Source organism: Kocuria sp. CPCC 204721, from assembly GCF_040980945.1.
GTDB classification, from domain to species: Bacteria; Actinomycetota; Actinomycetes; order Actinomycetales; family Micrococcaceae; genus Kocuria; species Kocuria marina.
Map to the genome: position 1 here is coordinate 211,582 of NZ_JAVKPO010000004.1, position 25,091 is coordinate 236,672.

General features: G+C 71.1%; 22 protein-coding genes and 1 pseudogene. 16 read left to right on the plus strand and 7 right to left on the minus strand.

The window, feature by feature from the left end:
• Positions 1-46: 46 nt before the first annotated feature.
• The 4 genes from thiL to rsmD all read left to right on the plus strand — a co-directional run bounded on the left by thiL (position 47) and on the right by rsmD (position 4,962).
• Positions 47-1,162, plus strand: a complete 1,116-nt coding sequence (thiL, locus tag RF637_RS06175; protein WP_368844400.1) for a thiamine-phosphate kinase — start codon at positions 47-49, stop codon at positions 1,160-1,162.
• Positions 1,152-2,099 (plus strand): DAK2 domain-containing protein, encoded by a 948-nt coding sequence (locus RF637_RS06180; protein ID WP_368844401.1) that lies wholly within the window; start codon positions 1,152-1,154, stop codon positions 2,097-2,099. The genes thiL and RF637_RS06180 overlap by 11 nt, the downstream gene beginning before the upstream one ends.
• Before the next feature lie 65 nt (positions 2,100-2,164).
• Positions 2,165-4,372, plus strand: a complete 2,208-nt coding sequence (locus RF637_RS06185; protein ID WP_368844416.1) for an ATP-dependent DNA helicase RecG — start codon at positions 2,165-2,167, stop codon at positions 4,370-4,372.
• On the plus strand, positions 4,369-4,962 hold the full coding sequence (gene rsmD, locus RF637_RS06190) for a 16S rRNA (guanine(966)-N(2))-methyltransferase RsmD (RefSeq protein ID WP_064845671.1): 594 nt from the start codon (positions 4,369-4,371) through the stop codon (positions 4,960-4,962). Before RF637_RS06185 ends, rsmD begins: the two co-directional genes overlap by 4 nt.
• A gap of 140 nt (positions 4,963-5,102) precedes the next feature.
• Here rsmD and RF637_RS06195 read toward each other — a convergent pair whose 3' ends face one another.
• Complete coding sequence (locus tag RF637_RS06195) at positions 5,103-6,371, minus strand: aminotransferase class I/II-fold pyridoxal phosphate-dependent enzyme (protein ID WP_368844402.1); 1,269 nt, start codon at positions 6,369-6,371, stop codon at positions 5,103-5,105.
• 38 nt (positions 6,372-6,409) lie between these two features.
• On the opposite strand from RF637_RS06195, the gene coaD reads away from it, so the two are divergent.
• Positions 6,410-6,880: a pantetheine-phosphate adenylyltransferase gene (gene coaD / locus RF637_RS06200; protein ID WP_368844403.1), complete on the plus strand. Its 471-nt coding sequence runs from the start codon at positions 6,410-6,412 to the stop codon at positions 6,878-6,880.
• 14 nt (positions 6,881-6,894) lie between these two features.
• Here coaD and RF637_RS06205 read toward each other — a convergent pair whose 3' ends face one another.
• A complete protein-coding gene (locus RF637_RS06205) occupies positions 6,895-7,101 on the minus strand; it encodes a hypothetical protein (RefSeq protein ID WP_368844404.1) in 207 nt (68 codons plus the stop codon).
• Between the two features lie 227 nt (positions 7,102-7,328).
• Here RF637_RS06205 and RF637_RS06210 point away from each other — a divergent pair, with 227 nt between their 5' ends.
• The 7 genes and pseudogenes from RF637_RS06210 to RF637_RS06240 all read left to right on the plus strand — a co-directional run.
• Complete coding sequence (locus tag RF637_RS06210; RefSeq protein WP_368844405.1) at positions 7,329-7,532, plus strand: hypothetical protein; 204 nt, start codon at positions 7,329-7,331, stop codon at positions 7,530-7,532.
• A gap of 60 nt (positions 7,533-7,592) precedes the next feature.
• Positions 7,593-8,183, plus strand: a complete 591-nt coding sequence (locus RF637_RS06215) for a DUF177 domain-containing protein (protein WP_064845669.1) — start codon at positions 7,593-7,595, stop codon at positions 8,181-8,183.
• A gap of 2 nt (positions 8,184-8,185) precedes the next feature.
• Positions 8,186-8,389, plus strand: a complete 204-nt coding sequence (rpmF, locus tag RF637_RS06220) for a 50S ribosomal protein L32 (RefSeq protein WP_012398114.1) — start codon at positions 8,186-8,188, stop codon at positions 8,387-8,389.
• 1 nt (position 8,390) lies between these two features.
• Complete coding sequence (rnc, locus tag RF637_RS06225) at positions 8,391-9,095, plus strand: ribonuclease III (protein WP_368844406.1); 705 nt, start codon at positions 8,391-8,393, stop codon at positions 9,093-9,095.
• A gap of 7 nt (positions 9,096-9,102) precedes the next feature.
• Complete coding sequence (gene mutM / locus RF637_RS06230; RefSeq protein WP_368844407.1) at positions 9,103-10,032, plus strand: bifunctional DNA-formamidopyrimidine glycosylase/DNA-(apurinic or apyrimidinic site) lyase; 930 nt, start codon at positions 9,103-9,105, stop codon at positions 10,030-10,032.
• Positions 10,033-10,161: 129 nt separating this feature from the next.
• Positions 10,162-10,818, plus strand: coding sequence for a cation transporter (locus RF637_RS06235; RefSeq protein WP_144930780.1), 657 nt, complete (start codon positions 10,162-10,164; stop codon positions 10,816-10,818).
• 71 nt (positions 10,819-10,889) lie between these two features.
• A pseudogene (locus tag RF637_RS06240) lies at positions 10,890-10,985 on the plus strand (type II toxin-antitoxin system YoeB family toxin); the annotation flags it as partial.
• A gap of 85 nt (positions 10,986-11,070) precedes the next feature.
• On the opposite strand, the gene RF637_RS06245 reads toward RF637_RS06240, so the two are convergent.
• The 3 genes from RF637_RS06245 to RF637_RS06255 form a co-directional block, all read right to left on the minus strand.
• Positions 11,071-12,231, minus strand: coding sequence for an NAD(P)-dependent oxidoreductase (locus RF637_RS06245; protein ID WP_259462897.1), 1,161 nt, complete (start codon positions 12,229-12,231; stop codon positions 11,071-11,073).
• 245 nt (positions 12,232-12,476) lie between these two features.
• Positions 12,477-15,218 (minus strand): alpha/beta fold hydrolase, encoded by a 2,742-nt coding sequence (locus RF637_RS06250; RefSeq protein ID WP_240919112.1) that lies wholly within the window; start codon positions 15,216-15,218, stop codon positions 12,477-12,479.
• 46 nt (positions 15,219-15,264) lie between these two features.
• Positions 15,265-16,290, minus strand: coding sequence for a 3-oxoacyl-ACP synthase III (locus RF637_RS06255; RefSeq protein WP_368835536.1), 1,026 nt, complete (start codon positions 16,288-16,290; stop codon positions 15,265-15,267).
• A gap of 344 nt (positions 16,291-16,634) precedes the next feature.
• Between RF637_RS06255 and smc the strand changes: the two genes are divergently transcribed.
• Complete coding sequence (gene smc, locus RF637_RS06260; protein WP_368835535.1) at positions 16,635-20,285, plus strand: chromosome segregation protein SMC; 3,651 nt, start codon at positions 16,635-16,637, stop codon at positions 20,283-20,285.
• Between the two features lie 206 nt (positions 20,286-20,491).
• Here the strand turns inward: smc and RF637_RS06265 are convergent, their stop codons facing one another.
• Positions 20,492-20,650: a hypothetical protein gene (locus RF637_RS06265; protein WP_368835534.1), complete on the minus strand. Its 159-nt coding sequence runs from the start codon at positions 20,648-20,650 to the stop codon at positions 20,492-20,494.
• A gap of 6 nt (positions 20,651-20,656) precedes the next feature.
• The gene (locus RF637_RS06270; protein ID WP_368844408.1) at positions 20,657-22,024 is read right to left on the minus strand and encodes an MFS transporter; all 1,368 of its coding nucleotides are present in this window, start codon (positions 22,022-22,024) and stop codon (positions 20,657-20,659) included.
• A 25-nt stretch (positions 22,025-22,049) separates the two neighbouring features.
• On the opposite strand from RF637_RS06270, the gene ftsY reads away from it, so the two are divergent.
• From ftsY to RF637_RS06285, 3 genes are all read left to right on the plus strand, one after another.
• Positions 22,050-23,156, plus strand: a complete 1,107-nt coding sequence (gene ftsY / locus RF637_RS06275; protein WP_368844409.1) for a signal recognition particle-docking protein FtsY — start codon at positions 22,050-22,052, stop codon at positions 23,154-23,156.
• Between the two features lie 274 nt (positions 23,157-23,430).
• Positions 23,431-24,750 (plus strand): ammonium transporter, encoded by a 1,320-nt coding sequence (locus RF637_RS06280; RefSeq protein WP_231885533.1) that lies wholly within the window; start codon positions 23,431-23,433, stop codon positions 24,748-24,750.
• On the plus strand, positions 24,747-25,085 hold the full coding sequence (locus tag RF637_RS06285) for a P-II family nitrogen regulator (protein WP_064846134.1): 339 nt from the start codon (positions 24,747-24,749) through the stop codon (positions 25,083-25,085). The genes RF637_RS06280 and RF637_RS06285 overlap by 4 nt, the downstream gene beginning before the upstream one ends.
• Positions 25,086-25,091: the final 6 nt, after the last annotated feature.

The window sequence follows — 25,091 nt, forward strand, 5'->3', positions numbered from 1 at the left end:
AGTTCGGTGACTGTGCCCGTCGGAGTGGCTCGCTAGTGTAAGGGACATGACGCACGAGCCCGCCGCCCCGCCCGGGACCACCGTGTCCCAGCTCAGCGAGACCGAGCTGCTGGACGCGTTCCTCCCGGGCGCCACCACGGACGGACCGCACGTCCTGGTGGGACCCGGGGACGACTGCGCCGTGATCGCGGCCCCCGGCGAGCGGGTCGTGGTCACCACGGACACGCTGACCGTGGACCAGGACTTCGCGATCGTGTGGCCGTGCGGTTACCGCACCACCGGCGCGGACGTGGGGCACAAGTGCGCCGCGCAGAACCTCGCGGATATCGCCGCCATGGGGGCCGTGCCCACGGCCATGGTCGTGTCCCTCACCATGCCGGGGGAGACCCAGGTCGCATGGGTTTCCGAGTTCGCGGCGGGACTCTCGCGGGCCTTCGGTGAACTGGGCGCGGCGGAGTGCGCGCTCGTGGGCGGGGACCTCGGGTGGGGGCGGGAACTGTCCGTCACGGCCACGGTCCTGGGCAGGCTCGAGGGTGAGCCCGTACTGCGCAGTGGGGCCGGACGGGGCGGGACCCTCGTGCACGTGGGCGTGCTCGGCCGCGCGGCGGCCGGACTGGACGCCCTGCAGACCCCCGTGCCGGGGCGCTGGGACGGCGTCCCCGAGCCCGAACGGACCGCGCTGCACCGCGCCCAACTGCGACCGGCCCCGCCCGTTTCCGTGGGGGCGGAACTCGCTCGGGCGGGGGCGATCGCCATGCTCGACATCTCGGACGGTCTGTTGCGCGATGTCCGCCGGATCGCACGAGCGAGCGGCGTGAGCATCGACCTGGACCCGCAGGCCCTGGAACCCGCGGTGCACACGCTCGCCCACGCGGGGGAGGCCGTTGGGGTGGACCCGTGGCAGTGGGTGCTCACGGGGGGTGAGGACCACGGTCTGCTCGCCGTGCTCCCTGTGGATTCCCCGTTGCCGTCCGGGGTCCGTGCGATAGGCTCGTGTGCGCCCTTGCCCCGCGGGGACGGCCCCCGGGGCGGTGGCTCGTCAGCAGGGAACGGAGCACGGCAGCGGCGCCACGAGCGCGGCACCGTGACCATTGCGGGCCGGAGCCCACGGCAGTGGTTCGGTCGCGACGTCGTCGAAGGATGGGATCACTTTGAGCCATAGAGCCGGCTCGTCCACCACCGAGATACGCAACTGGCTCGACGCCGCGCACCGTCGGCTGCGCGAGCACGCGGACGTCCTAGACGATCTCAACGTCTTCCCCGTCGCGGACGCGGACACCGGGGCGAACCTCAGCGCCACGGTGGGATTCGCGGCGGAGGCCGCGCACCTGATCGAGGGCAGGGACGTGGGCGAACTGCTCGTCTACGCGGGCCAGGCCGCCCTCGAGCAGGCCCGCGGGAACTCCGGCGTACTGGCCGCGGTGGCGTTGACCGCCATGGGCCAGGCGGTGGAGGGTTGCGTGCGGCTGACCGCCGCGCAGCTCAAGGCGGCGCTCATGGCAGCCCAGGTCCGGTGCTGGTCCGCACTCACCGAGCCCGTTCCGGGGACCATGATCTCCGTCCTGCAGGCCGCCGGGGAGGTACCCGTCCCGGACACCGCCGCGGAAGGGTCCAATCAGCAGCTCGTCGAGTGGCTGGACCTCATGGTGCGGGCCGCCACGCAGGCCGTGATCGACACCGTGGACCAGATTCCGGTGCTCAGTGAACGCGGCACGGTGGATTCCGGCGCGCTCGGCATGCTCGTCATCCTCGCGGCGCTGCGCACCGAACTCAGCGGGGAGGACTCGGCCGCGGACCCCGTGCAGGACATCGTCCGGGACCACGCGCTGCCGCTCACGAGTGACGAGCAGGAGCCCTCGGAGGGGTACGAGGTCATGGGCACCATGGACCTCTCCGCCCTGGACGCCGCCGAACTGCGCCACGAGCTCGACGACGCCGGGGACAGTGTGATCGTCAGCGCGGTCAGTGAGAACGAGAACGGGTACACGTGGCGCGTCCACGTGCACGTCGCGGACCCGGACACCGCGCTGGACCTCATGCGCCGGCGCGGCACCGCGCGCAATGTGACAGTGACGTCCCTCGCGGCGGAGCCACGGTGACCAGCCACCAGCCGGACGGGGATGCGCCTGCCGCGCCGCAGGGGTTGCCCGCCTTCGCGGACCTGCTGGACCAGCCCCTGACCCGTTACGTCCCCGGGAAGTCCCCGCGCTCCACGGTGTCCCTGCTGGCCCAGGACCTGGGGATCACCACGGTGGGCCAACTGCTGGACCACGCGCCCCGGCGTTACATCCGCCGGGGGAAGATCCAGGCGCTCACGGACCTGGTGGCGGGGGAGCGGACCTCGTTCGTCGCACGCGTCGAGAGCACAAGCACCCGGCGCATGCGCAGTGATCCCCGGCGCAGTCTCACGGACGTCACGGTCTCGGACGACTCCGGTGCCTACCTGAAGATCACGTTCTTCAACGCGTACTCCGCCCAGAAGGACCTCCCCGTGGGGGCGCTCGCCCTGTTCACGGGGAAACCGGAGTTCTACCGGGGGAACCTGTCGATGGCGGGCGCGGACTACGCCCTCGTGGACACCCCCGAATCGGTGTCCCGTGCCACCTCGGACTCCGGTGAGCTCATGCCCATCCCCGTGTACCCGGAGTCCGGCAAGCTCACCACGCCGCGGATCGGAAAGGTGGTCCAGCAAGTACTGCTCACCGCGGACCTGGACGCGATCCAGGACCCGCTGCCGCCCGACGTCGTCGCCGCGCAGGGACTGCCGGAACCGGGACAGGCCTACCGGGATCTGCACGTTCCCGAGACCGTGGCGGCCTACGAACGGGCGCGCCATCGGTTCCGGTTCCAGGAAGCGTTCGTCCTGCAGGCCGAGCTCGTGCGCCGTCGCGCGGAGCACGCCGCGCATCCCGTGGCCCCACGACCCCCGCGGGAGGACGGCCTGTTGGCCCGCTTCGACGCCTCCCTGCCCTTCGCCCTGACCCCTGGCCAGCGGGCGGTCGGGGAGGAGATCTCCCGGGAGATCGCGGGCACCGCACCCATGAACCGGTTGCTGCAGGGCGATGTGGGCTCCGGTAAGACCGTGGTCGCGCTGCGGGCCATGCTCCAGGTCGTGGACCACGGCGGTCAGGCGGCCATGCTCGCCCCCACCGAGGTGCTCGCCGCGCAGCACCACGAGAAGATCACGGCCGCGCTGGGCCCCCTCGCCATGGCCGGGCAGCTGGGTGGGGACCCGGAGGCCACACGGGTCACCCTGCTCACCGGCAGCATGTCCGCACCCGCCCGCCGCAAGGCCCTCCTGGACATCGCCAGCGGCGCCGCGGGCATCGTGGTGGGCACCCATGCCCTGATCCAGGACGCGGTGCAGTTCGCGGACCTCGGCTTGGCCGTCGTGGACGAGCAGCACCGCTTCGGCGTGGAACAACGCGACGCCCTCCGGGACAAGGCCGGCCAGGCCCCGCACACCCTCGTGATGACGGCCACACCCATCCCGCGCACCGTGGCCATGACGGTCTTCGGCGACCTGGACGTAAGCACACTGCGGGAGTTGCCGGGCGGGCGCCAACCCATCGGCACGTTCGTCGTGGGCCTCGCCGAGCACGGCCCGGCCTGGGAACGCCGCGTGTGGGCGCTCGCCGCGGAGCACGTCGCGCGCGGTCGGCAGGTCTACGTCGTCGCGCCCAAGATCGGCGATGACGCCGCGGTGCCCCCCTTCGAGAGCCTGCGCGATTCCATCGAGACGCAAGAGGAAGATCTCGAGCCCGCGACCGTCACGTGGCTCACCGAGCTCGTGGCCGCACAGCCCGAACTCCGGGGCGCCCGCGTGGCCGTGCTGCACGGGCGCCAGGACGCGCCACTCAAGGCTCGCACCATGGCGGACTTCGCGGCGGGGAACACCGACGTACTGGTTTCCACCACGGTGATCGAGGTCGGGGTGGACGTCCCCAACGCCACGCTCATGATCATCGCGGACCCGGAACGGTTCGGGATTTCCCAACTACACCAGCTGCGCGGGCGGATCGGGCGCGGTGAGCACCCGGGCACGTGCTTGCTCGTGACCCGCACGCCCCCCGATCATCCCGGGCGCGCGCGTCTCGACGCCGTGGCCGCGACCACGGACGGCTTCGATCTCGCGGAAGTCGATCTGAGCCTGCGCAAGGAGGGGGACATCCTGGGCGCGTCCCAGTCCGGGGGCCGCTCCGGCCTACGGTGGATCAGTGCACTGCGGGACGAGGCCCTCGTCGCACGGGCCAGGGCCGCCGCGGAGATCGTGGTCCACGACGACCCGCAGCTCACCGAACACCCCGCCCTGCGTGCGGCGATCACACGGGTCCTGGACGAGGACCGACAAGCATTCCTGGAGCGAGGATGACACGGATCATAGCCGGACGAGCCGGCGGCCAACGCCTGAAGTCGGTGCCCGGCTCGGCCACACGACCCACGACCGACCGGGTCAAGGAATCACTGTTCGCCCGGCTCGACGCCTGGGGCATGTGTGAGGGCGCACGCGTCCTCGACCTCTTCGCGGGCTCGGGCGCCCTGGGCCTCGAGGCGGCGAGCCGCGGAGCCGCGACCGTCACGCTCGTGGAACGAGCGGCCGTGGCGGCGGCGGTGTGCCGGGAGAACGCGACGCTCGTAGCGGCGTCGTGCCCGGACACCAAGATCACCACCGTGCAGTCCGCCGTGGCCGGGTACCTGGGCCGCGCCGCGCACCACCGCTGGGACCTCGTGCTCGCCGACCCGCCCTACCCTCTGGACAACGATGAGCTCGCCCGGACGCTCTCGCGGCTCGCGGGTCGGCTGGGGCCGGGCGGGGTGATCGCGGTCGAGCGTTCCACACGCACCGAGGAGCCCGCGTGGCCCCGCGGCCTGCGCCGTTTCGAGGACGGCGAGCATGGCGAGACCCGCTTGTGGTTCCTCGAAGCGGACGACGACGCGCCCGGTGCCTCGGACGCGGACTGACCTCGGCGGCACCCCGGTCCGGGCGTCGTCGACCCGGGCCCCTGCGCGGTCGACCTGGTCAGCTGCACCGGCTCAGGCACCTCGCGAGCCGGAGCTGCGCGAGGCCGAGCGCGCCGCCGTCGGCGCCCGGTGACGGCCTGTCAGACCGCGGCGGCGAGTCCCGCCATGGCCCCGCGCAGCACGTCCGTGCGCTTGCAGAACGCCAACCGCAGCCAGTCCGCGTACAGCCCCCGGTTCGCGGGACCCGCGAACGCCGAGACCGGGATGCCCACCAGACCCGCGTTCTCGGCCCAGTGCCGGCCGAGGTCCGTGGCGTTGTCCACCCCGGCGAGCGCGTAGTGATCGCTCACGTCCGCGACCGCGAAGAACGTGCCCTCGGGAACCGGCGGGGTCAGCCCGGCCTCCCGCAGCCCGGCCACGAGCACGTCTCGGCGCTCGCGGTAGTCCTCGAGCAGCGCATCGTAGAACGCGGGCGGGAAACTCAGTGCATGGGCCACGGCGTGCTGCAGCGGGGCGGCCGCGCTGTGCGAAAGATAGCTCTTCACGGCGATGACCCCGCGCATCAGCTCGGGCGGGCCGCTCACCCAGCCCACGCGCCAGCCCGTGGCGGAGAACGTCTTCCCCGCGGAGGACACGCTCAGGGTGCGCTCCGCAGCCCCGGGCAGGGAGGCGATGGGCTCATGGGGCCCGGCGAACCGGAGGTGCTCGTACACCTCGTCGGTCACGATCACGGCGTCGAACTCCGTGGCGAGCTCCACGAGCAGTTCCTTGAACTCGCGGGACGCCACCGTGCCCGTGGGGTTGTGCGGGTCGTTGAGTATCACGGCGCGGGTGCGGGGGGAGAACGCGGCGCGCACGTCGTCCGGGTCCGGCGTGAAGGTCGGGGGGAGCAGGGGGACGGGCACGGGTGTGGCCCCGGCGAATTCCACGACCGCACCGTAGAGGTCGTAGCGCGGCTCGAACACGACCACTTCGTCCCCGGGTTGCAGCACGGACAGCAGTGCGGTGGTCATACCCTCGGTCGCGCCCGCGCTCACCGCGATCTGCGCGTCGGGATCGAGGTCCAGACCGTAGTGGTTCCGCTGGTGCTGCGCCACCGCCTGGCGCAGGGCGGGGATCCCGATGATGGACGCGTACTGGTGGTGCCCGGCGAGCAGGGCGGCCACCGCGGCGTCGACCATGGGCTGCGGCGGCGCGAAATCCGGGAACCCCTGACCGAGGTTCACCGAGCCGGTGCGCGTGGCGAGCGCCGTCATCTCCTCGAAGACCGTGGAACGGAGGGCCCCGGAGGGATCCAGCAGCCCGCCGCCTGCGGCCATGCGCTGCCACGGCTGGGCGCGGGGCAGCTCTCGGACGGGATCGGCGCGGGGTGCGGTCGCGGGCGAGTGGTCGTGAGCGTCTGCGGTCATGGCCCCAGTCTAGGAACCCCTGCCGCTATGGTGGTGCCATGCGACGCGCCATCTGCCCGGGGTCCTTCGACCCGCTGCACCTGGGACACTGCGCGGTGATCCACCGCGCTGCCCGTCTGTTCGACGAGGTGGTCGTGGCGGTGTCCACGAACCCCAACAAGTCCCACCGGTTCAGCGAGGACACCCGGATCGAGCTGGTGCGCGAGGTATTCGCGGACGAACCGGCCGTGGTCGTGGAACCACTCGCATCGGGGCTGATCGCGGACTACGCCGAACGCCGGGAGGCGGTGGCCCTGGTCAAGGGGCTGCGCAACGGCGCGGACTACGACTACGAGCTGCCCATGGCCACCATGAACCGTTCCCTCACGGGCGTGGAGACGGTGTTCCTGCCGGGGGAGCCGTCCCTGCTGCATGTCTCCTCGTCCCTCGTGATGGAGGTCGCGGCACTCGGGGGCGACGTCGCGTCGTTCGTTCCCGACCCCGTCCTGCGGGCCATCGAACGGCGCTGAGGGGCCCGACGGAATTACCAGGTCGGGGATGGCGAGATGTTCCCCGGCGTGACGGGCGCCCCGGCTGGGCGACCCACCCGGTGGCACATCACCGCACCCATCGCCCTGATCGTGCTGGGCATGGTCGCGGGGTGGGAGAGCTCGACCCCGTTGATCGAGTCCCTGACCAGCACCTCGGTGGAACGCACCGTGGAAGTGATCCTGTCCGTGTTGCTGTTCATGGACGCTTTGGACATCCGCGACGCCCCGCGTCGCAGCCGCACCCCGGTGCTTCACGTGTTGTTCCTGGCCCTGTCCCTCAGTTTCATCGCGGTGTTCTTCGCCGCCAGGTACCTGCTGCCGGACGTCCGGTTGTCCCTGTGCCTCGTGCTGGCCTGCATCCTGGTCCCGAGCGACCTGGCCCGAACGCGCCACGATCGCGTGGCTGGGTCCGCGCGGGATCGCCTCCGTGGTGCTAGCGCTCCTCGCTCTGCAGGACGGGACCGATACGCAGATCGGGATCATCCTGGAGAGTGTGGTCATGGTCGTGTTCTGCTCCGTGTTGCTGCGCGGTCTCACCGCGCCGCTGATCGGGCGGGCCTTCGCCCGGCGAGAGCCCGCGGGTGCCACGGCCGTGCGTCCGGAGGACATCCGGACGGGGCCCGTGGGATGAACCGACGAGGGTCGGCATGCTAAGGTGGTCTGTCGGCCAGTGTCGTTAGCCAGGAGTTTCGTGAATCACCGCAACAGTTCAGCCCTCACGTTCAACGTCAGGGATCTCGAACACCGACCGGGGACCATGGAAACCCTGGATGTCGAGGCACCCGCACCGAAGGACTTCGGTACGGCGCTCATCGGCTCGCCGGAGGGCGCGCCCATGGATCTGCAGCTGCGCCTGGAATCCGTCCACGACGGTATTCTGGTGTCCGGAACCGTGATCGTGAGCGTTCACGGGGAATGCAGTAGATGCCTCGACCCCATCGACTACGAACTACCGGTCGACGTGCAAGAACTTTTCGTCTTCGATCCGTCCCCCCAGGGTGACGAGAACGTCGAGGACGAGCAAGTGTATGAAGTGCGGGACGAGGAGATCGACCTCGAACCGATGCTTCGGGACGCAGTGATCACACAACTGCCGTTCCAACCGGTGTGCCGGGCTGACTGCCCGGGCCTGTGCGCCCAGTGCGGCGCACGGCTCGAGAACGACCCGGACCACCACCACGACGTCCTGGATCCCCGCTGGTCCGCCCTGCAGGGGCTGATGACCGAATCGGGGGATCCGCAGGCGTCGGAGCCGACAACCGACACGAGAGAAGAGAGATAGCCGTGGCTGTTCCCAAGCGGAAAATGTCCCGCGCGAATACCCGGATGCGCCGCTCCCAGTGGAAGGCGCAAGCCCCCAAACTGGTGAAGACCGTGGAGAACGGCAAGGTCAGCTACAGCCTGCCGCACCAGGCCAAGCTGGTCTCCGATTCCGCCGGCACCCCCTTGTTCTACGAGTACAAGGGTCGCAAGGTCGCTGACGCGTAAGGTGACCATTTTGCCGGATCCCGGCGAACTGCTTGAGCGTCTCGGTGTCGACCTCGACACCGAGACGCTTCGCATTGCGCTCACACATCGTTCGTACGCGTACGAGCATCCCGGGGAAGTCCACAACGAACGCCTCGAGTTCCTGGGGGACGCGGTCCTGCAGCTCGCGGTCACGGACGAGATCTTCCACCGTTACCCCGAGTGGGACGAGGGGAGCCTCGCGAAACTGCGGGCATCCGTGGTCTCCGCCCGCGCGCTCGCCGGGGTCGCCAAGACCCTCGGCCTCGGCCCCCACATCCGCCTGGGCAAGGGCGAGATCCGCACGCACGGGGCCGAGAAGGCCTCCATCCTCGCGGACACCACCGAGGCCCTGATCGGCGCCGTCTACGAGGCGTGTGGGCCGTTGCCCGCGCGCGATCTCGTGCTGCGACTGATCGTCCCCCTGCTCGAGGACACCCGCGTGCTGCACGAGGGCCGCGACTGGAAGACCCGCGTGGTGGAACTCGCCTCCCAGTACGAGCTGGGGACCGTGCGCTACGAGGTCGAGGGCACTGGCCCGGACCACGCGCGCCGCTTCGCCGCGGACGCCGTCGTACACGGTGATGTCCTGGGACACGGCGAGGGGACGTCCAAGAAGGCCGCCGAACGCGCGGCCGCCGCGGTCGCGTGCGAGGCAATCGTCGAACGTTTCGCCACCGAGAACTGAGCGCGCCGTGCCTGAGTTGCCCGAAGTGGAAGTGGTGCGCCGCGGCGTCGCACGCTGGGTCGTGGAGCGCACCGTGGAGGACGTGGAGGTCGTGGACCCCCGGTCCCTGCGGCGATACACCGACGGCCCGGAGGATTTCCGCCGCGAACTGACCGGGCTGACAGTTGTCGACGCGTGCCGGCGCGGCAAGTTCCTGTGGTTGCCCGTGCGCGCTGCGGATGGGTCAGAACCTTCCCGCGCACTGCTCGTGCACCTGGGGATGAGCGGGCAACTGCTCGTGGCCTCCCCGGAACACCCCAGGCCGCGCCACGAGCGCATCCGGCTGGAGCTGTCCCCGGCGCTCGACGAGTCAGGGCAGCCGTTGCCAGAACAACTGCGGTTCGTGGACCAGCGGATCTTCGGCGGGATGCTGCTGGATCGTCTGGTGCCAGCGTCGGACGGCCACGGCACGGTCCCGGAGCACGCCGTGCACATTGCGCGCGATCCGCTGGACCCGCTCTTCGATGTCGCGGCCTTCCACGCGGCGCTGCGGCGTCGTCGGACCGGGCTCAAGCGCGCGCTGCTGGACCAGGGGCTGATTTCCGGGATCGGCAACATCTACGCGGACGAAGCGCTGTGGGCGGCGCGCCTGCACTGGGCCGCACCCACCGAGACCATGACCGCGCCGCGCACATACACACTCGTGGCGGCGTGCCAGGAGGTCATGCGTCGCGCGCTGGACGCGGGCGGCACGAGCTTCGACTCGCTGTACGTCAACGTCAACGGCGAGTCCGGGTACTTCTCCCGGTCACTCAACGCCTATGGCCGCGCCGGCCAGCCGTGCCCTCGCTGCGAGGCCGGCGGGGACGACGGCGTCATCGTGCGTGAGCGCTTCGCCAACCGTTCCTCGTATCGCTGCTCGCGGTGCCAGCGGCGGCCGAGACGTTTCCGGCCCTGACGAGAGACCCCGCAGGCGGCACGCCCGTCGGGGTCGAGACCGGCATCGATGTCCCCACGCAGCCCAGGCCATCCGGATCACCCGCTGGCCCCGGGGCGACTCCGAGAGCCAATGACGAGAATTGTGCCCATGAACGCTCCCAGTGCACCGGACGAAAACCCGGGGAAGGCGCCCGGCGCCTTCGATGCACCCCGGGTCCGTCGAGCGGTGCTCACGGTCGCCCTCCTGAACTTCGGGTACTTCTTCGTCGAGTTCTTCGTCGCGCTCGGTTCAGGGTCGGTGTCGCTGCTGGCCGACAGTGTCGACTTCCTCGAGGACACCTCGATCAACCTGTTGATCTTCGTGGCGCTTGGCTGGGCCCTGGCCAAGCGCGCCGTCATGGGCAAGGTCATGGCCGTCGTGATCCTCGCTCCGGCCGCGTTCGCGGCATGGGAAGCAGTTCAGCGGTTCGCCGAGCCTATGGCACCGGACGTGCTGCCCCTCGTCCTCGCCTCGCTCGGCGCCATTGTCATCAACGGGACGAGTGCTCTCGTCATCGCCCGCGTCCGCAACCACGGTGGCTCCCTCGGCCGCGCCGCGTTCCTCTCGGCCCGCAACGACGTGCTGGTGAACGTGGCGATCATCGTCATGGCCCTGGTCACCGCATGGACGGGCTCGGGGTGGCCGGACATGGTCCTCGGATGCCTGATCATCCTGCTGGCGTTGCACGCCGCCTACGAGGTGTGGGAGGTCAGTGAGGAGGAGCGCCTGGCCGCCAAGGCCCTCGCCGGCGAAGAGATCGATTGATCCGGGCATCTGTCCCGGCCCTGTCCGGACGTCGTACGCGGTCACTCACGCCAGGATGCACCGGAGGCAGAGGCGCGTGGTCGAGGAGAATTACTGCCGAACACCGGCTGGTCTACGTGGTCGTGGGTGACGATCTCGTCATCCTGCAAGCGCGCTACCACTACTGAGCAACCGCACGCGGATGCCGGGTAGCGAGGACTGCCCCCTGGTACGCATCGTGCCCGCGGCTCCACGCCGCGGGCACGACAGCGCCTACTGTGCGCGCACGATCTGCAGGTCGTTGCTCGTCCCGCTCTCTTCTTCGGGGGCGATCGAGGCGTCCTCGGCGCGGATGCGCTGGTCGTCGGCGACCTCCACCACGCGTGACACCGCGACCGATCCCGTGTTGCGCTGCGGGCGCGGCTTGTCGGAGTAGTACGCGGCGAGCCGCGCGAAGCCCTCGTCCAGGCTCACGGACGGCGTCCAGTCCAGCAGTTCGCGGGTCTCGCGCTGGTCGAACCAGTGGGCCGTGGACAGCTGCTCGGCCAGGAACTCGGTCATGGGCGGCTCGCCGTCCCCGCCGCGGAACTTCGCGGGCAGGTACGGCCAGACCTTCTCGATGACGCGGCCAGCGAAGCGTGCCACGCCACCGGGGATCGAGCGCGTGGGCGCGGGGGCGCCTGCGGCGCGGCACATCCGCGCGATGAGTTCGCCCACGGGGCGGGGCTCACCGTTGGTGATCACCAGCGCGCGTCCGCGCACGGTGTCAATGCGCTCGAGCGCCCGCACGATGCCCTCGGACGCGTTGTCGATGTAGGTGGTGTCGATCATGGCCGCACCGTTGTCCAGGTACGGCATCCGCCCGGCCGCCGCGCGATCCGCGACGCGCTCCACGAGCTGGGTGTCCCCGGGGCCCCACACGATGTGCGGGCGCACCGCGGCCACCTTGAGATCGCGCTGGCCGTCCATGCTCAAGGCGAGCAGCTCCGCTGCGGCCTTGGAACGCGCGTAGTTCCCGCGCGCCGTCTGGGGGTTTGCGGGTTCCGCGCCCGCGCCCTCGATCGACACGCCCGCGTGGGCCACGGACGGCGAGGACACGAAGACCACGTTCTGCACCCCGGCGTTCTGCGCCTGGCACAGCAGCACACGCGTCCCGGTCACGTTGACCCGCACGAAGTCCTCCCAGTCCCCGGTGAAGGAGACCTTGGCCGCGAGGTGGATGACGTCGTCCACGCCGTCAAGCGCGCGCGCCACGTCGTCGGGATCGGTCACCGAACCGAGCACCTCGTCGACGCCTTCGCGCTCGGCCACGGATGCGTGACCCCGCTGGAAGACGCGCACGCGCCAGCCGCGCGAGAGCAGGACGCGGGCGACGTCCCCGCCGAGCATCCCTGACGCGCCGGTCACCAGCACGGTGCGGCCGTCCCCGGTCAGCTCACCCTGGGTCGCGGTGGCGCCGCCACGCTCGGGATCCGCGATCTGCGCGACGCCGGGAGCGGTGTCCTGTCGGTCTCCGTTCGATGCGTTTGCATCGGAATTGCTTGCGTTCCCGTCGTTCCGGGGAGCCGACGACGCCGCCCCGGCCGCGGTGGCCCCGGGAGCCGGCGCAGCGGCGTCGTGATCGTCGGCGCGGTGGCGGCCGGCGCCGGAGCGGTCGGGAGCGGGGGTCTGGTCGTGGCTCACAGGGCACTCATCTTTCCGGTGGCCAGGGCCTGCTCGGCCCAGTCACTCAATTCGGCGCGGTCGATCTTGGAGTTGTGGCGGATGTCCGTGGGCTGCTCGGGGATCACGAGCACGGCGCTCACAGCCAGCCCGGTCGCGAAATCGATCGTAGCGCGCACGCGCTCGGCCAGATCCGCGGGGGCCACGTGGGGCTTGGTGGCCGGGGGCACCGTTTCGATCACGGCCACGGGGGACTGGGAACCGCGGGGGCCCACACCCACGACGGCCACGCGGCCCACACCGGGAACCGTCTGGGCGGCGTGCTCCGCCGCGACGGAAGACACCGGCCCGTCGGACATCGTGATCACATGGGCCAGGCGGCCCTCGTACCACAGCCGCTCACGGGCGTCGAAGTGCCCCACGTCCCCGGTGCGGTGCCAGCCGGGGGTCAGGTCGGAGGTGCGCTCCGTGATCCACAACCGGTCGTAGTGGTCCTTGGCGTGCGGGGCGCGCGCCACGATCTCGCCGGTGACACCCGGGGTGGTCACGATGTCGGGGGAGACGGAGCCGTCTGCGCGCAGCGGCAAGACGCCGAGCTGCGCTCCCTCGACCGGGGTGCCCACACACACGCCGCGGCCCGCTCCCTCGACGCCGCTCTGGGCGTCCTCCCGTGCCGCGCGGATCACGTCCAAGCTGACGTCGGTCAGGGGCAGCGCCTCGGTCATCCCGTAGGGGGTGTGCAGCTCGGCCGCGGGCATCAGCTCCTGCAACCGGGCGAGCAGCTCCTCGGGGATCGGCGCTCCGGCGGAGAGCATGAGGTCCACCCGGGCCAGCGCATCACGCTCGGCGGGGGACAGTTCGTCCGCGGTGGCCAGGACGTTGGCGATGGCCGCGGGGGACGCGAATACCGCGGTGGCGCCGATCGCCATCGTAGCTTCGGTGAGCGCCTGCGCGGTGAGCGTCTTGGGGCTCGTGACGTCCATGTCCGGTGTGACGGAGGCGGCACCAAGGGCGGGGCCGAGCAGCGCGAACGGCGCGAACCCGGCCACGAGTCCGGTTCCGGCCCGCAGCCCGTAGGTGTCCCGGATGGTGTCGCGCATCCCGGCCATCTGGCGGTGGGTGTAGACCACGCCCTTGGCGGGTCCGGTGGAGCCGGACGTAAACAGCACGGCGGCCGCGGCGTCCGGGTCCACGGCGGGGATGTCCTCCGGGCGCACGGTGGTCACCGAGTCCATGAGCTCGGCCACGGTGTGTTCTACGCCCAGCAGCTTCTTGGACACGGGGTCCAGCCGGTCCGCGGAGATCCGGCGTCCGGGCCAGCCCAGGGCGCGCGCACCCATGAGGGCCTTGCGGATGCCGATGAACCAGTCGGGGGACGAACCGCGCAGCGCCCGGGTCAGTCCCTTGCGGCCCAGCCCCTGGTCCGCGACCACGATCACCGCGCCCATGCGCAGGCACGAGTAGATCAGGGTGGTGAGCATGGAGCCCGGGGGGACCATGAGGTTCACACGGTCCCCGGGGCGCACGCCCGTGCGCAGCAGGGCCACCGCGAGCTGGTCCACGGACGTGCTCAGCTGGGCCCAGGTCACGGTGCGTTCCACGTTGAGCGCCGGTGCGGAACCGTCCACGGTTCCCATGACGGGTCCCATGTCCACGACGGCGGGGGAGGCGTCGCGGCGTCGTGCGTCGAGTTCGGCGAAGAACGGCACGAAGTCCCCGCGACCGCGCGCGCGGCGCTCACGGTGGGCCTGCACCACGGGCTCGTCCTGACCGAAACGCTCACCGAGCCACGTGAGGATCGCTGGGGCGATGTCCCGGGCCTCGGGCAGCAGGTGCTTGGCGCCTTCGAAGCGGTGGACGTCCGCGTGGGGTGCCCGCCGCATGAGGTCCTCGAGGTAACGCTGCTGGAACACGGGATCGTTGGTGCCCCACAGAAGCAGCGTGGGGACCTCGCGCGCGCTCATCCGCCCGGCGATGCGCTCGTACGCCGCGTTGGAGGGGTGGCCCGGTTCGGCGGGGATGTCGGCGACGAAGTGCGCGATGCCCTCGCGGCGCTCGCGGGAGGTGTACGGAGCCTTGTAGGCCTTCTTGAGGTCCTTGGCCGGGGCGGGATCGCACAGGGCCAGGGTGGTGTCCAGGAACGCGGTGGTCCCGGAGGTGAGGGGTTCGTGCACGGCGCGGTTGAGCGCGAGCCGCAGGGCCGAGGGGATGGGCTCGGCGTTGTCGTGGTGAACGGCGGTATTGGTCATGATGGTCGCCGCGTGGAGCTGCGGGTGTTCCTGCGCCCAGCCCTGGGAGATGAGCCCGCCCCAGTCGTGGGCCAAGGTGACCACCGGCAGTCCGGCGTCGTCGATGCCCAGCGCGTGCGTGAGGTCCCCGAGGTCCCGGACGCGGTCCTCGAGCCGGCGGAACAATCCCGTGCGCTCGGAGAAGCCCATGTCCAGCTGGTCCACGGCCACCACGCGCCACGGCTGCTCGGCCGTCTGGCCGGCGCGCACCACGTCCCGCCACAGGTAGGACCACGTGGGGTTGCCGTGCACGGCCAGGATGATCCCGCGGGGGCTGCGGCCCGCCTCGGTGATCGCGTCCCCGTTGTCCAGCACGTGCCAGCGGCGCTTCCTGCCGGGCACGGGTTCCACGACCGCCGTGGTCGGGACGCTCACCGTGGTGGACCACGCGGGGTCCACACCCGGCAGCGGGGTGTCGGTGAAGGGCAGACGCACCGTGGTGGTGCGTTCCGGGGAGGGTGTGGAGAGCACGTTGCTCCTCCGTTCTGTGAGGCGGTGACCGGGGGCTACGGGCGGGCTACCAGGCGATCTCCATGAGGGTCGTGTTCAGGCCCGAGCCCACGCCCAGGCACAGCACGCGCTGGCCGGATTCGAGCCGCTCGGCCTCGAGCGCGAGTGTCATGGGCAGGGCTGCGGCGGCCACGTTGCCCCAGTACGGGAAGGTGAGGGGGACACGGTCCGCGTCCAGGCCCATGTCCTGGATGAGCTTGTTGGTGTGCGAGTTGGAGACCTGGTGGGTCACGTAGGAGTCCATGTCCCGCCACTGCCAGCCGTCCTTCTCGGCCTCGAGCCACGCCTCGACCACGAGGCCCACCCCGTGGTTGAGCAGCCCGGTGGCGTCCGTGAACATGCCGTCGTCCCCGCCGATGCACAGGTGGTTGAACTCCGTGCCCGCGCGCGTGACGGATCCCACGATGCGGTGCCCGTTCGGGTGGCGGTCCGCGGGGCCCACCACGGCCGCGGCGGCACCGCACCCCAGCGTGAGCGTGGCGAACTCCTGCACCACCTGTGCGCGGGTGATGTCGTCCCCGCGCAACCGTTCCACCGCTGCGTGGTGCCACGGGGAGGGGTCCTCACCGGCGACCACCAGGGCGTACTCGATCGCCCCGGCGTCGATCATGGACGCCGCCACGGTGAGGGCATTGACGAAGCCCAGGCACGCGTTGGTCATGTCGAAGTTCAGCGCGGAGCTCGGCAGGCCCAACCGGTCGTGGATGCCCACGGCCACGGCGGGTTCGAAGTTGTCGCGGGTCACGGACGCGTTGATGAACAACCCGATCTGCTCCGGGGCCACCCCCGATTGCCGCAGGGCCTCCTGGCCGGCCTCCGTGGCGCCGTCCGTGAAGTGGCGTCCCGGTGCCCAACCGCGGCGTTCCTTGATCCCGGCCAGTCGCTCGAGCAGCCCCTTGGGCATGCGCAGCCGCCGGAAGGTCTCTGCCAACTCCTCATCGAACCGAGTAGACGGGATGACCACGTCCGCCTCCGTCTTGGTCACGGATAGGACTGCGGCATTTCGGTTTCTGATGGTGGAGTTACCGGTCAATGTGGCGCTTTCGATCAGACGCCACCCGTACCGTCAAGGAATCGATCGTGAGAGGAGAGCCTCGGCGCTCGGGTGAACTAGCGGGTTGGACCGGCTCAGTCTAACGGTCCCGACTGACAGCTCCCTTCGGATGTACGTGGCGTTTCTCTGCGGGCGCAGGCCGTTCCGGCCCCGGTGAGCCGCGGATGTGAGCCCCTGCACGCGCCCCGCACCGCCGCGGGGCCCGCCCCGGGTAGACTCGGGGGCTGCCCCCGCGCTCGTGATCGCCCAGGTCGGCGCGCCCGTCACCCGCCGGTGCGCGCGCCGAGGGGCGGCGTAAGCGACAACGACATTGGAGACCCCGCGTGCATCTGAAGACCCTCACCGTGCGTGGTTTCAAGTCCTTCGCGTCCGCCACCACGTTCCACATGGAGCCCGGGGTCACCGCTGTCGTGGGGCCGAACGGGTCGGGTAAGTCCAACGTGGTGGACGCCCTCTCGTGGGTCATGGGGGAGCAGGGCGCCAAGTCCCTGCGCGGCGGGAAGATGGAGGACGTCATCTTCGCAGGCACCTCCGGTCGCTCCGCCCTGGGCCGCGCACACGTGTCCCTGACCATCGACAACGCCGACGGCGCCCTGCCGATCGAATACTCCGAGGTCACCATCTCGCGCACGCTGTTCCGCTCCGGGGGCTCCGAATACGCGATCAACGGCCGTTCGTGCCGGTTGCTGGACATCCAGGAGCTGCTCTCCGACTCCGGGCTGGGTCGGGAGATGCACGTGATCGTGGGGCAGGGGCAGCTGGACCGGATCCTGCAGGCCACCCCCGAGGACCGCCGTGGGTTCATCGAGGAGGCCTCAGGGATCCTCAAGCACCGCCGCCGCAAGGAGAAGACCCTGCGCAAGCTCGAATCGGTGCAGGCGAACCTGGACCGGCTCGAGGACCTCACCGGTGAGATCCAGCGTCAGCTCACGCCCCTGGGCCGGCAGGCGCGCACGGCTCGCAAGGCGCAGCGGATCCAGTACGACGTCCGCGATGCGCGCGCCCGTCTGCTCGCGGACGATCTCGTGGCGGCGCGCGCCGGAATGGACACGGACCAGGACGCGAGCCGCGCGGCGCGCGAACGCAAGGCCGAGCTCGAGACCGCGGCCGCGGATCTCGCCCGGCGGCTGCACGAGACCGAGACCCGCGCTGCGCGCACCACTCCGGAACTGAACGCCGCCCGCACGAGCTGGTACGAGCTGAGCACGGTGCGCGACCGCTGCCGCGCGCTGGCCGCCCTGGCCGAGGAACGCCGTCGGCTGCTGGGCAGTACCGAGGAACCCACCGCCACGAACCGGGACGCGCAGACCCTCGAGGAACAGGCCGCCCGGACACTCGCCGAGGCCGAACAGCTGGCCGAACGGGTCGCGGGGGCGCGCGAGGACCTCGACCGTGCGCATGCGGCGCGTGAGGCCGCCGAATCGACCGCGCGGGACGCGGAAAAGGAATCGGCCGCGCTCGTGCGCCGTGCCGCGGACCGACGCGCGGGGCAGGTCCGGCTCGCCGCGGCGGTCACGGCCGCGCGGTCGGCGCTCACGGCCGCAGAAGCGGACGTGGAGCGTGTTCGCGGAGAGCTCTCCGACGTCGTGACCCGCGCCGAGAGTGCCCGCCTGGACACCGCGTCCCTGCGCGAGACAGCCGAGGCCACCGCGGTCGAGGCGCAGCGCCTCGGGGAACGGGCCCGCGAAGCCCAGGAAACGGCCGATGCCGCTCGCGCCCGCTCGCGGGAGGCGGACGACCACCGGCAGCAGACCGCGAGCGCGCTGCACGCCCACACCGTGCGCCTCGAGACCCTGCGCGAGTCCGTGCGGCAACCGGACGGCTCGTCCTCGGTGGCGGACGTCGTCCCCGTGCTGGGGGAGGTGCCGCGGGCCGTGCGCGTGAGCCCGGGGTGGGAACGTGCCGTGGCCGCTGCGCTGGGCCCGTGGTCCGACGCGCTCGCCGTGGCGTCCCACACCTCGGCCGCCCGGGTCTTCTCGCGGTTGCGCGATGCCGGGTCGGGTCGCGTGCACCTCGTGATCGCGCAGGAGGACGGCGCGGCCACCGAAGTCACCGGTCCAGCGCTGCCCGAGGGGTGCGTGCGCGCCACGGAGGTCCTCTCCTCGGCCCCGGAGGAATCCGACACCACGGGCCACGCGGCCGTCGTGGCCGCGGTGCGGGCCGCACTCGCCACCACGGTGCTCGCCCCGGACGCGACCGCCGCGCTCGCGGTCCTCGACGCCGCGGCGCAGGACGGGCGGGCCGACGCCGCGTGGCGCGTGGTCACCCGCGACGGTGACGTGTACGGCGTCCATCGGGTCCAGGGCGGAGCCACGGAAGCGGCCGGCAACCTCGAGATCCTCGCGTTGATCGACCGCGAGGTGGAAAAGACCGCGACCTTGCGGGACGCCGCAGAGACCGCGGCGGAACGGGCCCGGGAGGCCGAGGAACAGCGCGCGGGCGCGGAACGGGAAGCCCGCGAGACCGGCTGGGCCGCGCAGCGGGCCCAGCAGGAGGCCGCGGCGGCCGGGGCGGCGTCGAGCAGGGCGGAGGCCACGGCGTCGTCGGCGGATTCCGAACTGGAACGGCGCCGCGGTGTCCTGGCGACCGCACAGCAGCGTTTGACCCAGCGGGATGCGGAGCTGCGCGAGGCCGTGGAACGCGCCGAGGCCGCGGAGACCGGGGACGAGGAGGACCTCGACCGCGAGCAGCTCGCGGCCGCGTCCGCCAAGGACCGTGCCGAGGAGCAGGCCCGGACCGCCCGCGAGGTCGAGACCGAGGCGCGGCTCGCGCTGCGCGGGCTCGAGGAACAACATCGCCACGCCGAGTCCCGGGCGCAGGCCCAGGCGCGCGCGGCGCGTACCGAACGTGTCGCGCAGGCCGAGGCCGCGCGGCGTGCGGAACGTCGCCGCGTGCAAGCGGTCGTGGCGCGGGCCGTGGGGGAGGCCGCCCGCTATCTCCGGGAACGCGCCGACGACGCCGCGGCGCGGGCGGCCGCCCAGCGCGACGCCATCGAGACCAGCAGGGCCGGGCTGGACGAGGTCGCGCAGCGATTGCGCTCCGAACGTGACGAGCTCGCCCGGCGGATCGGCGAACTTACCGAACAGCTGCATCGTGCGGAACTGGACCTCGCGCAGCGCCGGGCCCGGCTCGAGGGGCTCGAGACCACGGCCCTCGAGGAGTTGGGGATGACCCCTGACTTCCTCGTGGACTACTACGGCCCCCACCTGCCCGTCCTGAACGCGGACGCAGCGCTCGAGGCGGCCCAGCGCGCCGAGGAGGACGGCGCGCCCGTGCAGCTGGCTCTGCCCCGGATGACCGATGCCGGGGCCCCGTTCCGACGCGAGGAGCAGGAGACCCGGTTGCAGCGCGCGCAGAAGCAGCTCAAGGCGCTCGGCAAGGTCAACCCGCTCGCGCTCGAGGAGTTCGCCGCGCTCGAGGAACGCCACAAGTTCTTGGTCACCCAACTCGAGGACGTCAAGAATTCCCGCGCGGATCTGCGCAACATCATCCGGCAGGTGGACCAGCACGTCGAAGAGGTCTTCGCGCAGGCCTACCGGGACACCGCGGAGCAGTTCGTCTCGGTGTTCGCGACCCTGTTCCCGGGCGGGGAGGGGCGGTTGCGCCTGACCGACCCGGACGACATGCTCAACTCGGGGGTCGAGGTCGAGGCCCGGCCCGCCGGGAAGAAGATCAAGAGGCTCTCCCTGCTCTCCGGCGGCGAGCGCTCCCTGACGGCACTCGCGTTGCTCGTGGCCATCTTCAAGGCCCGGCCGTCCCCGTTCTACGTCATGGACGAGGTTGAGGCCGCGCTGGACGACCGGAACCTGGGTCGGTTGCTCACCATCTTCGAGCAGCTCAAGGAGAGCTCGCAGCTGATCATCGTGACCCACCAGAAACGCACCATGGAGATCGCGGACGCGCTCTACGGGGTCTCGATGCGCGGCGACGGCGTGAGCCTCGTCGTGGGCCAGCAGCTCTCGCAGTTGCGCTGAGCTCTTCCGCCGACGACGCCGCTCGCCCGCCGAGGGTGGGGCGGCTCAGCTTGTCGCCGCGCGGGCGCGGCGCAACAGCGCGGCCCCGCGGCAGCGGAAGGTCAGGTCACTCCCGATCCTCGCGGTCAGCGTGGTGCCGTCAGAAGTCAACTCGGTATCGGGATGGGAGAGGGTTTCCCGGATCCGCTCCGGGGCCACTTCCGGTGTCAGGGACGGAACACCATGGCGAGCACGAGCACCGGCGTGGTGATGATCCCGCGGTCCCGTAACTCCATGAGGATCGCGTTCGCGACGAACATCGTCACGAAAACGACCATGAAGAGTACCGCCGTGGAACGGGGACGACGTCGCTCGGTCGCGGCCACGGGGGCTCACTTCCGTCGGGGGGCGGTTCCCTGGGTGCGTGACTCCGGGGGCAGGGTGTCCCTGACCGGAAGCCACGCGACGGCGGCGAGGAGCATGAGCGCTCCCGAGATCCCAAAGGCCCAGCCGAAACCGGCGGCGTCCGCGAGCGCGCCCGCGAGCACGGGGCCGGCGATCTGGCCCGCGTCCGCGCACATCTGGTACCGGGACAGTACCCTGCCGCCCGCTCGATCCGGGCCGATGACATCCGCCACGGCGGCTTGCTGCCCCGGGTTGAGGGTTCCGGAGCCCACCCCGGAGAGCAGGGACAGTACGGCGAACGCCACCACGGACGTGCTCAGCCCCACCCCAATGGTCGCGAGGCCGCACACGAGCAGGCCCGTGAGCACGAGCGGTTTACGCCCCACGCGGTCGGTGAGCCGCCCCGTGACGGTCAAGGCCGCAGCGTTGCCCACGGCGAACAGTGCCAGCGCGAGCCCGGCGACGGCCGGACCCTCACCGACCACCTGGACGGCCAGGAGAGGGACCAGGGCCACGCGTACGCCCATGGCCGTCCAGCCCGTGGAGAAGCTGGACACGAGCGCGGCACGGTACGCTCCGGCGTCGAGCGCTTCGCGGACGCGCATGGGCGGCTGGGCCCGGCCGGTGCGTCTGGCGCCGATCGTCTCGTCCTTCAGCCGCAGGTACACCACGAGGACGGCGACCAGCAGAGCGCCGGCGTAGATCAGGAACGGGGCGTGCATCCCGAGACCCGCGAGCAGTCCGCCGAGCACGGGCCCCAGGATGCCGCCCAGCAGGAACGCGGTCGCGTAGTACCCGGAGACCCGCCCGCGCATGGTGGGCGGGGCCAACCTCACGATCAGGCCCATCGCGGACACCGTGAACATCGTGGACCCGATGCCCCCGAGACCGCGGAAGATCAGCAATTGCCCATAGGTCTGCGCGAACGCGGTCGCGGCCGAGGACAGTGCCACCACGATCAACCCGATCAGGTACGTGGGCCGCTCACCCAACGTGTTGACCACCGCACCGCTCGCGGGGGCGAAGACGAGCCGGCACAGGGCGAACGCGCTGATCACGGCGGAGGCCGCGGCCACGCCCACGCCGAAACTGGCCGCGAACTGCGGCAGCACGGGCGCCACGATCCCGTAGCCCAGGGCGATCACGAAGGCCGCAGCGATCAGGACCTTGATGGGCTCGGGGACCCTGCCGCGCGGCGCGGGTTCTCCGGCGGCGTCGTCCGATGCAGTGGACGCTACTGCGGCGGCGTCCGACGCGGTCGCAGCAGCGCGCGCGTCGTCGGGGGAGGCGGGGACAGGATGCTCGGCGGGGTCGCGGGGATCGGGGCGGGACACGCCCTGCAGTTTATGGGACATTAGGAGGGTGATCACGACTGACCTGATGTGGATACTCATTGTCGCCGCGGTGGTGGTGGTGCTGCTCGTGGTGTTCGGCATCCTGCTGCTGCGCCGACCCAAGGCACCGCGGGGAGGTTACACGGACACCCGGGACCTGGACGACGTCCCGGAGACCGAGGGCGACACCCTCGTCGAGGACAGACCGGTCAGCACCCTCGAACGCCCGGAGTCCGCCCGCGGGCGCCTGGCCCGGTTGCGCGGACGGCTGGCCAAGTCCAACACCTTGCTCGGCAAGGGTCTGCTGGTCTTGCTGTCCCGCGAACGCATCGATCAGGACACGTGGGACGAGATCGAGGACACGCTGCTCATGGCGGACCTCGGCACGGACGCGTCCCTCGAGCTCGTGGAGAACCTCAAGAAGCGCGTGCGGGTCGAGGGCACCAAGGACCCCGCGCAGTTGAAGTCCCTGTTGCGTGAAGAAATGCTCGCGCTCGTGGACCCCACCCTGGACCGTTCCCTGCGCACCGAGTCCGCCCCGGGCAAGCCCGCGGTGGTCCTGGTGGTGGGTGTCAACGGCGTGGGCAAGACCACCACGGTCGGCAAGCTCGCGCGCGTGCTCGTGGCCGAGGACAAGGACGTCCTGCTCGGCGCGGCGGACACGTTCCGCGCGGCCGCCGCTGACCAGCTCGAGACCTGGGGAGCCCGCGTGGGCGTGCCCACGGTGCGCTCCGAGCAGGAGGGCGCGGACCCCGCCTCGGTCGCGTTCGATGCCGTCAAGGCCGGCATCGACCAAGAGGCGGACGTGGTCCTCGTGGACACCGCTGGCCGGTTGCAGAACAAGGCCGGTCTGATGGACCAGCTCGGCAAGGTCAAGCGCGTGATCGAGAAGGCCGCCGAGGTGGACGAGGTGCTGCTCGTGATCGACGCGACCACCGGGCAGAACGGCATGACCCAGGCCAAGGTCTTCGCGCAGGCCGTGGACATCACGGGCATCGTGCTCACCAAGCTTGACGGCACCGCCAAGGGAGGGATCGTGGTCGCCATCCAGCGCGGCCTGGGCGTGCCCGTCAAGCTGATCGGTCTCGGCGAGGGCCCGGACGACCTCGCACCCTTCAACGCCGAGCAGTTCGTGGACGCGATCATCGACTGAGCCAGCTCCCTCTCGCGACGACGACGGCGCCCGCCCCCTTCGTGGGAGTGGGCGCCGTCGTCGTCGGGGCACCGGCACTTGCACTGGCCCCTGGCACTGCACTGGAACCGGCATCGACACCGGTACCTGAGGAGTTAACACGATCGTCACACGCGGACGTGACGTGAAACACCGGCGTCACGAACCCGCGCTGTCGCGGTAACACCTGCCCCGTTGACTGTGTGCAACAGGCGCAAAGGCTGTGCCGACACGAGACAGGGACGAGGTGATCCGGGTGGAGTTGACCGCCGGACACGTGTGGACCGTGGTGGCCGCGGGGTTGGTGTTCTTCATGACCCCCGGACTTGCACTGTTCTACGGAGGCATGACCCGCGCCAAGGGTGTGCTGAACATGATGATGATGAGCTTCGCCGCGCTCGGCGTGGTGGGCGTCGTGTGGGTGCTGTGGGGCGGTTCCATGCTCGCCGGGGACCCGGTGCTGGGCGGCCTCACCGCGGATCCGTTCGCGCACTTCGGTCTGCACGGCCTGATGGGCACCGAGGACCTGCTGTCCTCAGACTTCTCTGTGACGTTCGCGATCATCACCGTGGCCCTGATCTCCGGCGCGATCGCGGACCGCACCCGGTTCGGCACGTGGGTGGTCTTCACGCTCGTGTGGGTCACCCTGGTCTACTTCCCCCTCGCGTACATGGTGTGGGGTGACGGGCTGTTCTCCGAGGACGGCGCCCTGGGCCGGATCTTCGGCGAGCCGATCGACTTCGCCGGCGGGCTCGCCGTGCACATCAACGCGGGTATCGCGGCGCTGGTGCTCATCCTGCTCATCGGCGCCCGCCGCGGCTTCGGCCGCGACTCGGGCCAGCGCCCGCACAACCTGCCGCTCGTGATGCTCGGCTCGGCCATCCTGTGGTTCGGCTGGTTCGGCTTCAACGCCGGCGCCGCAACCACCGTGGAGCAGGCCGCCCTGATCTGGACCAACACGCTCGTGGCTCCGGCTGCGGCCATGCTGGCCTGGCTGCTCACCGAGCGCATCCGGGACGGGCACGCGACGTCGCTGGGTGCGGCGTCGGGCGTCGTCGCCGGGCTCGTGGCCATCACCCCGGCGTGCGCCAACGTGACCCCGCTCGGCGCGATCCTGCTCTCCGCCGTGGCCGGTGCGTGCTCCGCGATCGCCGTGGGCCTGAAGTACCGGATCCACCTGGACGACTCGCTGGACGTGTGCGGCGTGCACCTGGTCTCCGGCATCGTCGGCACCGTGGCACTGGGCTTCCTGGCGATCCCCTCCGAGGGCCGGGCCGGGCTGTTCTACGGTGGTGGCTGGGGCCTGCTGGGCACCCAGCTCGCCGCGACCCTCTTCGTGACGCTCTACACCAGCGTCCTCACGCTGGTCATCGGGCTTGTCCTGAAGGCCACGATGGGGCTGCGGATCACCCGCCGGGACGAGGTCATCGGCGTGGACCTCACCCAGCACGCGGAGTCCGCGTACTCGCTGAAGGACGAGGCCACCGGCTACTTCGCCGGGCAAGCCCCCGCGCGGCCCCTGCCCGGGACCGCCGAAGCCCCCGTGCCCGCCGCCAGCAAAGGAGACAACCAGTGAAGCTGATCACCGCAGTGGTGCGACCCGAGAAGTTCAGTGACGTCAAAGACGCCCTGGAGAGATACGGCGTGCAGGGCATGACCGTGCTGACCGTCCACGGCTACGGCCGCCAGCGCGGGCACCGTGAGGTCTACCGCGGTGCCGAGTACACGGTGGACCTCCTCGAAAAGGTGCGCATCGAGACGGTCGTGGAGGACGGCGAGGTCCAGGACCTCGTGGACGTCATCGTCACCTCCGCACGCACGGGCGAACCCGGGGACGGCAAGGTGTGGGTCACTCCCGTAGAGAACACCGTGCGCGTGAGCACCGGCGAACTGGGTGACGTCGCGCTCTGAGGTCGC